We start from the raw sequence: 14,177 nt of genomic DNA, 5'->3' as shown, positions 1-14,177 counted from the left end.
CATGCAGGGCATCGCACCGACGATCGAGTCCCTCTTCAAGGGCGGCCTGCCCGTCTGGTTCAAGGCGTACGACGGCAGCGCTGCCGGCCCGCTCGACCAGCCCTACGGCCTGGAGCTCGTCAACGAGCGCGGCCTCTCCTACATCATGACCGCGCCCGGCGACCTGGGCCTCGCCCGTGCCTACGTGGCCGGCGACCTGGTGCTGCACGGTGCCCACCCGGGCGACCCCTACGAGGCCTTCTCCCTGCTCAAGGACACGACCGACTTCGGCGTACCGAAGCCGAGCGAGCTGGTCGGCGTGATCCGGGCGCTCGGCGTCAGCCACCTCGTGCCCCCGCCCCCGCCGCCGCAGGAGCACCTGCCCGCGTGGCGGCACCGCCTGGAGGGGCTGCGCTCGTTGACCAGCCCGTTCGGCCGCTGGGGACGGCACTCGCAGGAGCGTGACGCCGATGCCATCCACCACCACTACGACGTGTCCAACACCTTCTACGAGCACGTCCTCGGGCCGTCGATGACCTACACCTGTGCGGTCTTCCCGACCGAGGACGCCACCCTCGAGGAGGCGCAGGACCACAAGTACGACCTGATCTGCCGCAAGCTCGGCCTGAAGGCGGGCGACCGGCTGCTCGACATCGGCTGCGGCTGGGGCGGCATGGTGCGCCATGCCGCCAAGCACTACGGCGTGAAGGCGCTGGGGGTGACCCTGTCGCGCGAGCAGGCGACCTGGGCGCAGGAGGAGATCAAGCGCCAGGGCCTCGACCACCTCGCCGAGGTGCGCCACTCCGACTACCGCGACGTGGAGGAGACCGGCTTCGACGCGGTCAGCTCGATCGGCCTCACCGAGCACATCGGGATCGCCAACTACCCGGCGTACTTCTCCTTCATCAACGGCAAGCTCAGGCCGCAGGGCCGCGTGCTCAACCACTGCATCACCCGCCACGACAACATCGACAAGAGCACGGGCGCGTTCATCGACCGCTACGTCTTCCCCGACGGGGAGCTCGCCGGGTCCGGCACGATCGTGACGGCCATCGAGGACGCCGGCCTCGAGGTCCAGCACCACGAGAACTTCCGCGTCCACTACGCGAGGACCCTCGCCGGTTGGTCGAAGAACCTCGCCGACAACTGGGACGCCTGCGTCGCGGAGACCGACGAGGGAACGGCCCGGGTGTGGGGCCTCTACATGGCGGGCTCGCGGATCGCCTTCGACCGCAACGAGATCCAGCTCCACCACGTGCTCGCCACGAAGACGGAGGACGGGACCAGCGGATACCCGCTGCGCCACGACTTCGGGGCGTAGGCGTGATGCCCGGGCCGGTCGGGACCTAGGTCCCGGGTTTGCGCATTCGGGTCCCGGCGCCCCCACCGCGCTGCCACAGTGAGCCGCGGGGGAGGGGCGCCGGTCCGGCGTACCTACGTGCATGTGCCGTGAGGGACGGAAACCCGGATGAACGACGCTCCGAAGAGCTGGGTCCTGCGCATCACGAGCTGGGGTGGCGGTGCCGCGTTGGTGCTGGCATCGGGAGCCGGCTCGGTGCCGGTCCCCACCGTCCCGGTGGCGGCGCTGCCCTGCACGATCTCCGGCACGTCGGGCAATGACGTCCTGGTCGGCACGCCCCGGGCGGACGTGATCTGCGGCCTCGGCGGCAACGACCGCATCTCGGGACGCGGCGGCAACGACGTGCTCCGCGGTGGCCCGGGCAATGACGTCCTCGACGGCGGTGACGGCGCCGACCGCCTGTACGGCGGGACCGGCGCCGACCGGATGTCCGGCGGCGCGGGCAACGACTGGCTCCGCGGCCGGGCCGGCAACGACACCGGCTCGGGCGGCCCGGGCGACGACGTCGTCTTCGGCGGCGCGGGCGCGGACCAGCTCGTCGGCGGATCCGGCACGGACAAGCTGATCGGCGGGTCGGAGGACGACGTGCTCCGCGACGTCGACGCCGCGACCACGGTCGACCGCCTCGAGTGCGGCCTCGGCTCCCACGACCGCGCCTACGCCAACCGCGCGGACCAGCTGTTCTCCTGCGAGTCCCGCACGCTTACCGGCAACCCGCCGCCGGCCGAGCACGCACCGGTCGCGGTCGACGACGTCGTCAGCACGCTCGAGGACACCGTCCTCACCCTGCCGCTGACCGGCCCCGGCAGCCCCGCCGCGAACGACACCGACGCGGACGGCGGCGTGCGCACCGTGGTCGCCGTCTCCGGCGCCGACGGCGGAACGGTCGCGATCACCGGCGGCGAGGTCCGCTTCACCCCCGACGACGACCTGTGCGGCGACGCGGCCGCCGGCTTCGACTACACCGTCGAGGACCCGACCGGCCGCCGCGACACCGGCCACGTCACGGTCGACATCACCTGTGCGCCGGACGAGCCGGTCGCGGTCGACGACGACGTCACGGTCACCGAGGACGTGGACGCCGCGGTCGTGGACGTGCTCGCCAACGACACCGACGCCGACGGCGACGACCTCGCACCCGAGGTGGTCGGCCAGCCCGCCCACGGATCGGCCGAGGTGGCCGGCGGCGAGGTGACCTACACGCCCGACGCGAACTACTGCAACACCCCGCCGGGGACCGATCCCGACGCGTTCACCTACCGGCTCAGCCCGAGTGGTGCGCCGGCCACGGTCACCGTCGCGGTCACCTGCGTCGATGACGCGCCCCACGCCGTCGACGACGAGTACCTGCTCGACGAGGACGATGCGGCCACCGCGCTCACCGTCCTGGCCAACGACACCGACGTCGATGCAGGTCCGGTCGGCATCGCCGCGACCAGCCAGCCCGCCAACGGTGCGGTCGCCATCACCGGCGGCGGCACGGGCCTCACCTACGCACCGGCTGCGGACTACTGCAACGACCCGCCCGGTACGACGACCGACACCTTCACCTACACGCTCGCCCCCGGAGGGTCCACGGCCACGGTCAACGTGGTGGTCAGCTGCGTCGAGGACGCCGCCGTCGCGCACGACGACGAGGTCACGGTCGCCGAGGACGCCGCGCCGACCACGCTCGACCTTCTCGGCAATGACGAGGCCGGCGACGGCGCGTCCCCGACGGTCACCGCGGTCAGCCCGCCCGCGCACGGCACGGCCGTCCTCAGCAGCGGCACGGTGACCTACGAGCCGGACGCGAACTACTGCAACGAGTCGCCGGACGTCGACACCTTCACCTACACGATCTCCGGCGGCTCCTCGGCCGCGGTCGCCGTCCACGTCACCTGCGTCAACGACGCCCCCACGGCGGCGGAGGTCACCTTCGACGCCGCCAGCGCCGCGATCGGCAACACCCCGCTCGTCGTCGACGACCCGTCGGACGGCGCGCCCGTCGTGGGTGGCGCGCACAAGACGGTCACCGGCGACCTGCTCGCCGCCGCCTCCGACGTCGAGACGCCCGGCTCGGTGAGCATCGTCGCCGACACGCTCGCCACCGACCAGGGCGGCTCGGTCACCCTGGAGGCCGACGGCGACCTCACCTACACCCCGCCCGCGGGGTGCACCGGGACACCCGACACCTTCACCTACGAGCTGACCGACGGTGACGCCACGGGCCAGGCCGACGCGACCATCGAGTTCGCCGGCTGTGTCTGGTACGTCGACAACGACGCCGCCGGCGACAGCGGCACCGCGACCGCGCCCTTCGACACGCTGGCCCAGGCGGTAAGCGCCAGCGCCGCCGGCCAGACCCTGTACGTCGCCCGGGGCGACGGCTCCACGACCGGCTACGACGGGGGCGTCGCGCTCAAGGCGGACCAGCAGCTCGTGGGGACCGCGGCGGACCTCGAGGTCGACGGCTACCTGCTCGTCGCCGGCGACGCGGGCCAGCGGCCGGCGCTGACCCGCACGGGCGGCGACGTCGTCGACCTCGCCACCGGCAACCTGGTGACCGGTGTCGCCATCGACCCGTCCGGCGCCGGGAGCGGCATCGCCGGCTCGCCGGGCGACGGCAGCGTGAGCGTGACCGACGTCCGGATCGTCGACACCGGCACCGCCGGCACGCAGCCGGCGTTCGAGCTCAGCGGGACCTCCGGCACCTCCACGGTGACCGACCTGGTCGTCGACAACACCGACGCCACGGGCGCAGGCGGCGGCTCCACCGGCATCCGGCTCGCCAACGCCGGCACGGTCACCTTCAACGCGACGGGCACGACCACGGTCGCCACCCGCGGCGCACCGGCGGTCGACGTCACGGCCACGCCGGGCGCCCACCTCGCGCTCGACGCGGTGACCTCGATCGACAGCGCCACCGACGGCATCAACCTCGAAGGACTCCAGGCCGGGACCTTCACGGCCGACGGTGGCTCGATCACCGGCGCGGCGGGTGTCGCGTTCGACCTCGACGGCGGCAGCGGCGACGTGACCTGGGGCGGGACGATCGCGGACGGGACCGGCGCCAGCGTGGACGTCACCGGCCGGACCGGCGGCACCGTCGCCCTCGGCGGCTCGATCACCGACGGCGCGGACGCCGGGGGCGGCATCAGCCTCAGTGGCAACACCGGGGGCAGCACCGTCCTCTCCGGTGCCTCGAAGGTGCTGAGCACCGGCACCGGCGCGGGCGTCTCGATGGCGTCGAGCGACGGTCACGCGCTGCGGCTCACCGGTGGCGGGCTGGTGGTGACCACGACGACCGGCAAGGGCGTCGACGCGGTCGGCAGCGGCACGCTCGTCGTCAGCGGAGCCGGCAACCGGATCACCACGGGAGCTGCCCGGGCACTCGGTGTCGTCAGCACCGACATCGGCGCCGGTGGCCTCACCTTCGAGCGGATCAGCAGCAGCGGCGCCACCAACGGCATCGTGCTCGACACCACCGGGTCCGCGGGGTCCCTGACCGTCACCGGCACGGGCGGCACCTGCACCCCGGCCGACACGACTGGTTGCACGGGCGGGGAGATCGCCTCCACGACCGGGGCGGACAGCGCGTCCACGACGCCCACGGGCACCGGCATCGTGCTGCACGACACCCAGGCGCCGAGCCTGACCCGGATGTGGGTCCACGACCACAGCAACTACGCGGTGCGGGGCAGCAGCGTCCGTGGCCTGACCATCGCGAGCAGCGTGGTCGGCGGCGCCAACGGCGACAACGGCGCGGCGCCGTACGACGACTCGAGCATCCTGCTCACGGACCTCACCGGTGCGGCGTCGATCACCGGCACCGTCATCAGCGGCGGCTTCGAGGACAACCTCCGGGTCGCCAACGCGGGCGGTTCGCTGGACCGCCTGACACTCGACCAGGTGACCTTCCCGGCGGCCGGCAGCCGGCCGGCGAACGACGCACTGTCGGTGGAGTCCGCCAGCGGCGCCTCCGCGTTGAAGGTCACCGTCACCGACAGCACCTTCGAGAGCGCCAAGGGCGACCTGCTCCAGTTCTCGCACGGGGGGAGTGGCACGGGCGACCTCGTGGTGACGGGGAGCTCGTTCAGCGACAGCCACCCGGCGCTCGCGACCGGTGGCGGCGGGGTCACCCTGTTCCAGGCGGGCACCGCCGGGACGACCACGCTGAACCTGTCGGGCAACTCCTTCCGCGACGCGGCGGGCACGGCCGTGACGGTGGCCAAGGATGCCGGCGGGTCGGTGCAGCAGGGCACCTTCGCCAACAACACCATCGGCGTCAGCGGTGTCGCCAACTCCGGCTCGACCGGCGGCTCCGGCCTCCTGCTGCAGACCGTCGGCGGCGGGACCTCGACCTGGTCGGTGACCGGCAACCAGGTCCGCGGCTACAACAACTACGGCATCCTGGTGCAGGCCGGCGGCGGCGCGTCGGCGCAGTCCGGCACCTTCAACACCACCATCACGGGCAACACGATCGCCGAGCCGGGCACCGTGCTGACCGGCTTCTCCCGGCAGGGCGTCCACTACAACATCGGCACCGTGCCGGGGGACACCTTCCTCGCCTGCGCCGCGGTGTCGGGCAACACGCTGGCCGCCAGCGGCGCCGACTCGGTACCACCGACGGTCGATGCCGACATCCGGCTGCGCCAGCGCCAGTTCACCACGATCCGCCTGCCCGGCTACGGCGGCGCGGCCGGGGACGACGCGGCCGTGCAGGCGTTCGTCTCCGGCAACAACGGCGGCGCCCCGACCGTCGTCGCGACCGGGACGTCCGGCAGCGGGGGCGGCGGCTACACGGGTGGTGCGGCGTGCCCGACTCCCTGATCCCCGACACCGAGAAACGGAGCAACCGTGGCTGAACCCTTCCTCGGCGAGATCCGCCTGATGTCGATCGTCTTCCCCCCGCAGGGCTGGGCGCTCTGCAACGGGCAGTTCCTGCCGATCAACCAGAACCAGGCGCTGTTCTCGCTGCTCGGTACGACGTACGGCGGCAACGGCCAGACGACCTTCGCCCTCCCGGACCTCCGCGGCCGGGTCCCGATCCACACCGGCAACGGGCACACGCTCGGCGAGGCGGCGGGGGAGCAGGCCCACACGCTGACGGCCGCCGAGCTGCCCCAGCACACGCACCTCGTGCGGGCGTCCACCGCGGCGACCGGCGGCACCTCCAGTCCCGTGGGCGCCTACCTCGGCGGCGGCAACAACGTCTACCGCGAGGGCGGGAGCACGGTCGCGCTGGCCCCGGCGACGGTGACCGGCGTCGGCGGGAGCCAGGCACACCTCAACATGCAGCCCTTCCTGACGATCAGCTTCTGCATCGCCCTCGTGGGCATCTTCCCGAGCCGAGACTGAGGAGCGACGAGCGATGGCGCAACCCTATGTGGGCGAGATCCGCATGTTCGGCGGGAACTTCGCCCCGGCCGGCTGGATGTTCTGCGAGGGCCAGCTCCTGCCGATCAGCGAGAACGAGACCCTGTTCCAGCTGATCGGCACGACCTACGGCGGCGACGGCCAGAGCACCTTCGCGCTGCCCGACCTGCGCGGCCGGATCCCGGTCCACCAGGGCAACGGCTTCGTGCTGGCGGAGACCGGAGGCGTCGAGGAGGTCACCCTCACGGCCAACCAGATCCCGTCCCACACGCACCCCCTGCAGGTCGTCAACGGCCTGCCCGGCAACCAGGTCGACCCGACCGGCAACCTGCCCGCGATGTCGTTCAACGTGGTGCCGTACATCAACGACGCGCCGGCGGTGAGCCTGGCCGGCGGCGCCGTGCGCGGCGTCGGCGGCAGCCAGCCGCACACCAACATGCAGCCCTACCTCTGCATCAGCTTCATCATCTCGCTCTTCGGCATCTTCCCGAGCCCGAGCTGAGACCGGAACCGAAGGACAGAGACCATGGCCGACCCGTTCGTGGCCGAGATCCGCATCTTCCCGTTCAACTTCGCCCCGCGCGGCTGGGCGTTCTGCGACGGACAGCTGCTGCCCATCTCGCAGAACACCGCCCTCTTCTCGCTGCTCGGCACGACCTACGGCGGCGACGGCAAGAGCACCTTCGCGCTGCCCGACCTGCAGGGGAGCGTGCCGATGCACCCCGGACAGGGCCCCGGGCTGAGCCTGCACGACCTCGGCGAGCAGAGCGGGTCCGAGACGGTGACGCTGATCGAGTCGGAGATGCCGGCCCACAGCCACCAGCTGCGGACGAGCCCCGAGCCGGCCGACACCAACGCACCGGGCGCCTTCTCGACGCTGGCGACCTCGACCGGCGGCACGCTCTACCAGGCCACCGCGGACACCGACCTCGGTCCCGGTGCGCTCGCCACGGCCGGCGGCAGCCAGCCGCACAACAACATGCAGCCCTACCTGACGCTCAGCTTCTGCATCGCGCTGCAGGGCGTCTTCCCGCCGCGGGGCTGACCGGTGAGCACCGTCCTCTCCCAGGTGGGCCTGCGGGCCGTCGTACCCGACGACCACGAGCTCCTCGTCGCCGTGTACGCCGCCAGCCGCGCCGACGAGCTCGACCAGGTCGCCTGGCCCCCGGGCCAGCGTGAGGCCTTCGTGCGGATGCAGTACGACGCGCAGGACCGCCACTACCGAGCCGCCAGCCCCCACGGTCGCTTCGACGTGGTGGAGGTGGACGGGCGCCCGGCCGGCCGGCTGTACGTCGACGTGCGCGACGACGACGTACGGATCGTCGACATCGCCCTGCTCCCGGAGTTCCGCGGCCGGGGCATCGGCAGCGCGCTGCTCCGGCAGGTGCTCGCCGAGGCCGCGGCGCTGGGCCGCACGGCGAGCATCCACGTCGAGGTGCACAATCCGGCGGGTGCCCTCTACGAGCGGCTCGGCTTCCGTCCGGTCGCCGAGCGCGGCGTCCACCGGCTGCTGACGTGGTCAGCCGAAGGCGGCCTCGTAGCGGCCGTGGCCGATCGGCACGAGGAAGAGGTCGATCGTCCCGAGGTCGCCGTGCTCGACGCGGCGGACGGCCTGGCCGAGCCCGTCGGGGCCGTCGAGGACGAGCGCGAACTGGTGGCGGGTGGCCCCGTCGGGGCCGGGGCCACCGAGGTCCGGGCCGAGGGTGGCCTCGACCAGCACGAGGGCGACCCGGCCGCCGTCGGCGGTGGCGACCGTGAAGGTCTCGCCGATGCGTCCGGCGAAGTCGTCATGGGTGAGCCACTGCACGCGGCCACCGTACCGAGCAGGAGGAACTGATGTCCGACCTCACCCGCCGTGCCGTGATCGGTGCGAGCGCCACGGGGCTCGCCGCCACGGTCGTCGCCGTCGGCCCGCCCGCCACCGCCGCCCCGGCGCCGGCCGCCGCAGCCGTGCAGCCGGTCACCCGGGGCGCGACGCTCTACCGCCGCGGGCGGTTCGCGAAGCGTCGTACCCGCGCGTTCTGGGTCGCCGGCCCGGGCGTGCGGCTGTCCATGAAGCTCGTCGCCGTCACCGACCTCTCCTCGGGCGGTGCCCGTGGGTCGCTGCGCAGCTTCGAGCTGACCTTCCGCGCGCGCCGTCGGGGACCCGAGCAGGGCACCTACACCGTGAGCCGGAGCCAGTTCGCCGCGACCTCGCTCTTCCTCGTGCCGACCGACGCGTCGCGGCGCACCTACCGGGCCGTCGTCAACAACCGGTAGGAGCGGCTCAGCCACTAGCCTTGGCGGGTGAGCACCCGGGCCCAGCAGTACGCCGCCGACGTCGTCGCGCGGGAGCAGGTGACGCCGCACCTGGTGCGCCTCACCGTCGAGGTCCCGGGCTTCGCGTCCACGGGCATCGCCGACGAGTGGGTCGGCCTGGTCGTGCCCGGACAGTTCCAGAGCCGCTACTACACGGTGCGCTCCGTCGAGGGCTCGCGGCTGGTCCTCGACGTGGTGGTCCACCAGGTCGGCCTCGTCACCGAGTGGGCGTCCGGTGACCCGGTCGGCCAGCAGGTGACCATCACCGAGCCCAAGGGCTCCTTCCTGCCGCCGCCGGACGCCGGCTGGCTGCTCCTGGTCGGCGACCTCACCGCGCTCCCGGCCATGGCCCGGATCGCGGTCGAGCACGGGTCGGCCCTGCCGACGCGGATCGTCGCCGAGGTCCCCACCGACTCGCGCATCGACGGCTACTTCACCGACGGCGTCGAGGTCACCTGGCTGCCGACCGACGGGGACAGCCGGCTCGCGGAGGTCGTGGAGTCCCTCGACTTCCCCGAGGGCCCCGGCTACTTCTGGATGGCGGGGGAGTCCGCGCAGATGCGCGCCATCCGCAAGCACCTCATGCGGGAGCGCAAGCTCCCGAGCACCCAGTACGACGTGATGGGCTACTGGCGCTCGGTCGCCCAGCGTCAGCCGCGCGCCGTCGACCCGGGGCCGATCTGGCGTGCCGGGAAGGCCGCCGGCAAGTCCGACGAGGAGATCTGGGCCGACTACGACGCCGCACAGGAGGCCGGACGATGAACGACGAGTACGACGAGGTCGACGAGCTCGACGACGAGGACGAGTTCGACGAGGACTTCGGCGCGCTGCCGCCGCCGGCCGCGCCGGTCTTCGGCCTGGGCGACGTCCCCGAGGGCTACCGCAGCGGCTTCGCCTGCTTCGTCGGGCGCCCCAACGTCGGCAAGTCGACGCTGACCAATGCGATCGTCGGCCAGAAGATCGTGATCACCTCCGACAAGCCGCAGACCACGCGGACCGTGGTGCGCGGCATCGTGCACCGGCCCGACGGCCAGCTCGTGCTCGTCGACACCCCCGGCCTGCACCGCCCGCGGACCCTGCTCGGAGAGCGGCTCAACGACCTGGTGCGGACCACCTGGTCCGAGGTCGACGTGGTCGCCGTGTGCTTCCCCTCCGACGAGAAGATCGGGCCCGGCGACAAGTTCCTCGTCACCGAGCTCGCCAAGGTCCGCAAGACCACCAAGATCGCGGTCGCCACCAAGACCGACCTCGCCACCCCGGACCGGATCGCCGAGCACCTGCTCGACATCGCCGAGCTGGGCCGCGAGACCGGCACGGACTGGGCCGAGATCGTGCCCGTGTCGTCCGTAGGCGGCGACCAGGTCGACCTGCTCGCCGAGCTGCTCGTCGGCCTGATGCCCGAGGGACCCCCGCTCTACCCCGACGGCGACCTCACCGACGCACCCGAGGAGATCCTCGCCGCCGAGCTGATCCGCGAGGCCGCCCTCGACGGCGTCCGCGACGAGCTCCCGCACTCCATCGCCGTGGTCGTCGAGGAGATGGGCCTGCGCGAGGGCCGCCCCGACGACAAGCCGCTGCTCGACATCCACGCCAACCTGTACGTCGAGCGTGACTCCCAGAAGGGGATCATGATCGGCAAGAAGGGCGCCCGCCTGCGCCAGGTCGGCACGACCGCGCGGCAGCAGATCGAGGCGCTCCTCGGCACGCCGGTCTACCTCGACCTGCACGTCAAGATCGCCAAGGACTGGCAGCGGGACCCGCGCCAGCTCCGCAAGCTGGGTTTCTAGTTCTTCGCGCGAGCGCGTCTCCGCCGCGATGACGGGGGCAGCGAGCTGCCGTCGCGCGGCTCCCGCCGCGCTGCCGCGCCGCGGTTGCCTCCGGCGGATGGCTGAGTCTGCCTGGCGGCAGGCCGACAGTGGTCGCTCAGTCGGGGGCCCAACAGCGGCCGAAGGCCTGCCCCATGTCCCACTGCTCCTTCGTGGGCCACTCGTAGCCCCACTCGAAGGTCAGCGGGTCCTCGGCGACGTCGGCCGCTGCGTCCTCGCACTTCGTGCGACCGGCGGCGCGGACCTTCTTCTCCCCGGGGTACTTCCCCTCCTCGAAGACGACCACGTCGATCGCGCGCCACGAGTGCTTCGCGGAGCACAGCACGCGCTCGAAGTTCTTCGCGTCCGGCGCCGCGGTCCCGCACATGGCGTACTGCTTGCGGCCCTTGGACGTGCCGAGCACGCCCTTGAGGCCGGCCTTCAGGTCGGCGAGCGTGGAGGTGCCGGCGAGGACCACCGCGTCGCAGCGGTACCAGGCGGCGCCCGCATCGGAGTCCTCGAGGGTGGGGGTGTACCAGGTCGGCCGGATCATGGAGAGCCGGAGCTGCTCGACGCTGCCGCCGACGTACGACTTGAGCGCCCGCGGGCAGGCGGTGGCGACCTGGGCGCGGACCCGGTCGGAGTCGACCGCGAGCAGGTGGCCGTCGACGACGGCGTCGATCGAGCCGACCGCGACCGTCTCGGTGGTGTGGCCCTTGGTGCAGGCGACCGGCGCGGACTCGGAGGTCGCTGCGATGGCCTCCTCGTAGGTCAGCGAGTAGCAGGCGCCGACCTTCGGCGCGGCGGGCGGCTCCGCGGCCGGCTTCTGCGTGGCGGCGGGCTTCTCCTCCCGCGTCTCCGGCTCGTCGCTGCTACAGGCCGCGAGCGCCGCGGACAGCCCGAGGGCCAGCGCCGCGGACAGCAGGCGCCGGGTCGTGGGGGTGTGGGGGGTGGTGCGCATGCCTCGGTCTCGTTGCTGCCTGGTCACTACTTGGTCGTCTTCGCCCAGCACACCGACCGGCGGATGCCGGCCTTCCACTCGGCCTGGTGGAAGAAGGTGAAGCCGTACTCGAACTCCGCCGGGTAGTTGAGCCACGCCTTCACCGAGTTGGCGCAGAACGACCGGGTCCGGCTCTCCATCACCCGGTCGCCCGGGTACTCGTCCTCGGGGGCACCCAGCTTGACGGTCGTGACCGCCCGCCAGTCGTGCTTCTGGGAGCAGGGCACCTTCTCGCCCGCCGCCACCGACGGCCCGGAGGCACAGCTGAGCCAGCTGTCGTTGGGCCGGCCCGACAGCATGCCGCGCGCCGTCTCGGGCAGCGGCCGGTACTCCGGGCTGGAGCTGTTGCCGCCGATCACGTCGCAGCGGTACCAGCGCGCACCCTTGCCCCACGCCTTCTCCGACGGGCGGAACCACGCCCAGCTGAGGGTCGTGCGGAGCACGAGGCTCTCGTCGGCGCCGACGAACTCGGCGAACTTCGTCGAGCAGGTGCGGTAGGCGTAGGTGCCGAGGGCGGTGTCGTCGTAGTCGACGTCGTCGAACTCGCCGGGGAGCTCGCCGACGGCGAAGGTCTCGGCGGTGTGCCGGGTCGCGCAGTCGACGGTCTTCGTCGCGTTGGCGGCCTTCGCGACGTCGTCGGGGGTGAGGTCGCGGCACACACCGCTGTCCGGCAGCGCCGTGGAGTCGACGAGGTCGGGGTCGGTGTTGCCGCCCTGGGCCTCCGATCCGCAGGCCGCGAGGGAGGCGCCGAGGAGGGTGAGCACGAGCACGGCGACGGCGCGTCGCAGCAGCATCGCAGTCCTCCTCGTCCCGTGTCCCCCGGTCCGCGCGGCCGTCCCGGTGCGGTCCGGGTCAGCTCGTCAGCAGTGCCGCGATAGTAGCGCCCAGCGCGTAGGCGGCCTCGCTCGCGGCGTCGTCGACCTCGCCGAGGACACCCAGCACGTCGTACCCCTGCTTCCAGCCGAGCGCCCCGACGATCGACTGGACCGAGCGCTGGGCGCCGGTCAGGTCGTAGCGCCCGTGCAGCCAGAGGCCGTACGGGCGTCCGGCGGTCGCGCCCGCGCCATCGGCCGGGGCGCCGGTGGGGTCGAGGGCGCCGCCGACCGCGAGGAAGGTCGAGTCGAAGAAGTGCTTGAGGGCGCCGCTCATGTAGCCGAAGTTGGCCGTCGTGCCGAGCACGTACCCGTCGGCCGCCAGGACGTCGTCGGCGGTCGCCTCGAGTGCGGCGCGCACCTCGACCTCCACGGCACCGGCAGCCTGCACGTCCTCGTCGTGGGCGCCCGCGACGACCCGGTCCAGGAGGGCCTGCATCGAGCGGCTGGGGGAGTGGTGGACGACGAGGAGGCGGGGCACGCCGTCAGCCTAGGTCGATCCGGACATACTGGCCCGGTGGCGACTCGGCGACGCACTCTCCTGGCCATCACGCTCCTGGTCGGGGGAGGTGTGCTCGGCGCGTGCGCCGAGGACCACCCGGTCGAGGCCGGCGACGTCGTCGCGGCCGGTGGCCAGCCGATCCGCACGCCCGCCTTCGACGTCCGACTCCCCACGGGGACCCTGGAGGTGCGCCTGCGGGCCGCGACGCCGACCGTGTCCGCGTCCGACACGGCCGAGGGTGAGGACCTGCCGGCCGTCGACGGGGTGCGCTACCTCGGCGTCGGCTGGGACCTGCGCCCGACGGGCACGCCGCCCGGGTCGGCCGGCCTGTTCGCCGGCGTCGGCGAGCGGCCGACGCTCACCCTGGTCGGCGAGGGCGAGCGGATCGACCTCGCCGTGCGCGACGCCGCCGCAGGAGTCTTCGCGGCCGTTCCGGAGGACCTGCCGGAGACCGGCCACCTCGAGGTCGGCTTCGACGGCGTCGTCCAGCAGGTCTCCCTCGACGGCTACGAGGTGGAGCCCGGCGCCGCAGCCGCGCTGTACGACGACCCGCCGGCCGGGCGGCAGGAGCAGGACTGCTCGGGGTCGGCCGCCGAGGTCGGCGTCACGCTGGACCAGACCTGTGGCGCACTGCTCGTCGAAGTGCCGTGGGCGCCCGAGGCCGGCTGGGCGCCGACCGGCACGACCTGGGCGGCGATCCGGCTCGAGGCCCGCCTCGACACGGCGGAGGTCGGCCGCGGGACCGGCGCGGCGTCGTACACGGTGACGGGGGCGGAGGTCACCGCGACCCTCGGCGGGGAGCCGCCGGTCGCCACGCTCGAGCGCCCGGCCACCGGCGCCGGCGACACGAATGCCTGGCTGGTCTTTGCGGAGCCGGACGCGCCGGCGGACCTCGCGGTCACCGTGGAGTACGCCGCCGACCGGACCTCGGGGAGCGAGGGCCGGCCGGCGACGACCAGGTTCACGACGACGTCAACCACGCGGGTGACGCCCTGACCGACGG

Annotated in this window: 13 protein-coding genes and 1 pseudogene; 10 read left to right on the top strand and 4 right to left on the bottom strand. The window is 73.0% G+C overall.

Going from position 1 to position 14,177, the window contains the following annotated elements; translation table 11 throughout:
* Position 1 precedes the first annotated feature (1 nt).
* The 6 genes and pseudogenes from AC2YHB_RS08180 to AC2YHB_RS08155 all read left to right on the top strand — a co-directional run.
* Positions 2–1,300 (top strand): SAM-dependent methyltransferase, encoded by a 1,299-nt coding sequence (locus AC2YHB_RS08180; RefSeq protein WP_306457082.1) that lies wholly within the window; start codon positions 2–4, stop codon positions 1,298–1,300.
* Positions 1,301–1,447: 147 nt separating this feature from the next.
* Positions 1,448–6,151: a beta strand repeat-containing protein gene (locus tag AC2YHB_RS08175; RefSeq protein ID WP_179647484.1), complete on the top strand. Its 4,704-nt coding sequence runs from the start codon at positions 1,448–1,450 to the stop codon at positions 6,149–6,151.
* A gap of 27 nt (positions 6,152–6,178) precedes the next feature.
* On the top strand, positions 6,179–6,679 hold the full coding sequence (locus tag AC2YHB_RS08170; RefSeq protein WP_036546471.1) for a phage tail protein: 501 nt from the start codon (positions 6,179–6,181) through the stop codon (positions 6,677–6,679).
* A gap of 13 nt (positions 6,680–6,692) precedes the next feature.
* A complete protein-coding gene (locus tag AC2YHB_RS08165; RefSeq protein ID WP_179647483.1) occupies positions 6,693–7,199 on the top strand; it encodes a phage tail protein in 507 nt (168 codons plus the stop codon).
* A 24-nt stretch (positions 7,200–7,223) separates the two neighbouring features.
* Positions 7,224–7,742, top strand: a complete 519-nt coding sequence (locus AC2YHB_RS08160) for a phage tail protein (protein WP_487353764.1) — start codon at positions 7,224–7,226, stop codon at positions 7,740–7,742.
* 3 nt (positions 7,743–7,745) lie between these two features.
* Positions 7,746–8,183, top strand: a pseudogene (locus AC2YHB_RS08155) (GNAT family N-acetyltransferase); the annotation flags it as partial.
* 33 nt (positions 8,184–8,216) lie between these two features.
* Here AC2YHB_RS08155 and AC2YHB_RS08150 read toward each other — a convergent pair.
* A complete protein-coding gene (locus tag AC2YHB_RS08150) occupies positions 8,217–8,504 on the bottom strand; it encodes a DUF6916 family protein (protein WP_373366961.1) in 288 nt (95 codons plus the stop codon).
* Positions 8,505–8,533: 29 nt separating this feature from the next.
* On the opposite strand from AC2YHB_RS08150, the gene AC2YHB_RS08145 reads away from it, so the two are divergent.
* Genes AC2YHB_RS08145 through era form a run of 3 tightly spaced genes read left to right on the top strand, consistent with a single transcriptional unit; the run spans position 8,534 to position 10,782 of the window.
* Positions 8,534–8,956: a DUF6916 family protein gene (locus AC2YHB_RS08145; RefSeq protein ID WP_179647481.1), complete on the top strand. Its 423-nt coding sequence runs from the start codon at positions 8,534–8,536 to the stop codon at positions 8,954–8,956.
* A 27-nt stretch (positions 8,957–8,983) separates the two neighbouring features.
* Entirely contained in the window at positions 8,984–9,757 is a 774-nt protein-coding gene (locus AC2YHB_RS08140) for a siderophore-interacting protein (protein WP_179647480.1), read from the top strand.
* Positions 9,754–10,782, top strand: a complete 1,029-nt coding sequence (gene era, locus AC2YHB_RS08135; RefSeq protein WP_179647479.1) for a GTPase Era — start codon at positions 9,754–9,756, stop codon at positions 10,780–10,782. The genes AC2YHB_RS08140 and era overlap by 4 nt, the downstream gene beginning before the upstream one ends.
* Positions 10,783–10,918: 136 nt before the next feature.
* Here the strand turns inward: era and AC2YHB_RS08130 are convergent, their stop codons facing one another.
* From AC2YHB_RS08130 to AC2YHB_RS08120, 3 genes are read right to left on the bottom strand one after another with little or no spacing between them, the layout of a single operon-like run.
* Positions 10,919–11,761 carry a septum formation family protein gene (locus AC2YHB_RS08130; protein ID WP_487353763.1) on the bottom strand — a complete coding sequence of 281 codons (843 nt, stop codon included), beginning with the start codon at positions 11,759–11,761 and terminating at the stop codon, positions 10,919–10,921.
* A gap of 26 nt (positions 11,762–11,787) precedes the next feature.
* Positions 11,788–12,594 (bottom strand): septum formation family protein, encoded by an 807-nt coding sequence (locus tag AC2YHB_RS08125; protein WP_051932330.1) that lies wholly within the window; start codon positions 12,592–12,594, stop codon positions 11,788–11,790.
* Positions 12,595–12,652: 58 nt separating this feature from the next.
* Positions 12,653–13,153, bottom strand: coding sequence for a flavodoxin family protein (locus tag AC2YHB_RS08120; RefSeq protein WP_207006237.1), 501 nt, complete (start codon positions 13,151–13,153; stop codon positions 12,653–12,655).
* A 36-nt stretch (positions 13,154–13,189) separates the two neighbouring features.
* Between AC2YHB_RS08120 and AC2YHB_RS08115 the strand changes: the two genes are divergently transcribed.
* Positions 13,190–14,170 carry a hypothetical protein gene (locus AC2YHB_RS08115; RefSeq protein WP_487353762.1) on the top strand — a complete coding sequence of 327 codons (981 nt, stop codon included), beginning with the start codon at positions 13,190–13,192 and terminating at the stop codon, positions 14,168–14,170.
* Positions 14,171–14,177: the final 7 nt, after the last annotated feature.

Source organism: Nocardioides sp. SRI_004 (assembly GCF_057586415.1).
This window is presented reverse-complemented; position numbering and strand designations above follow the sequence as displayed.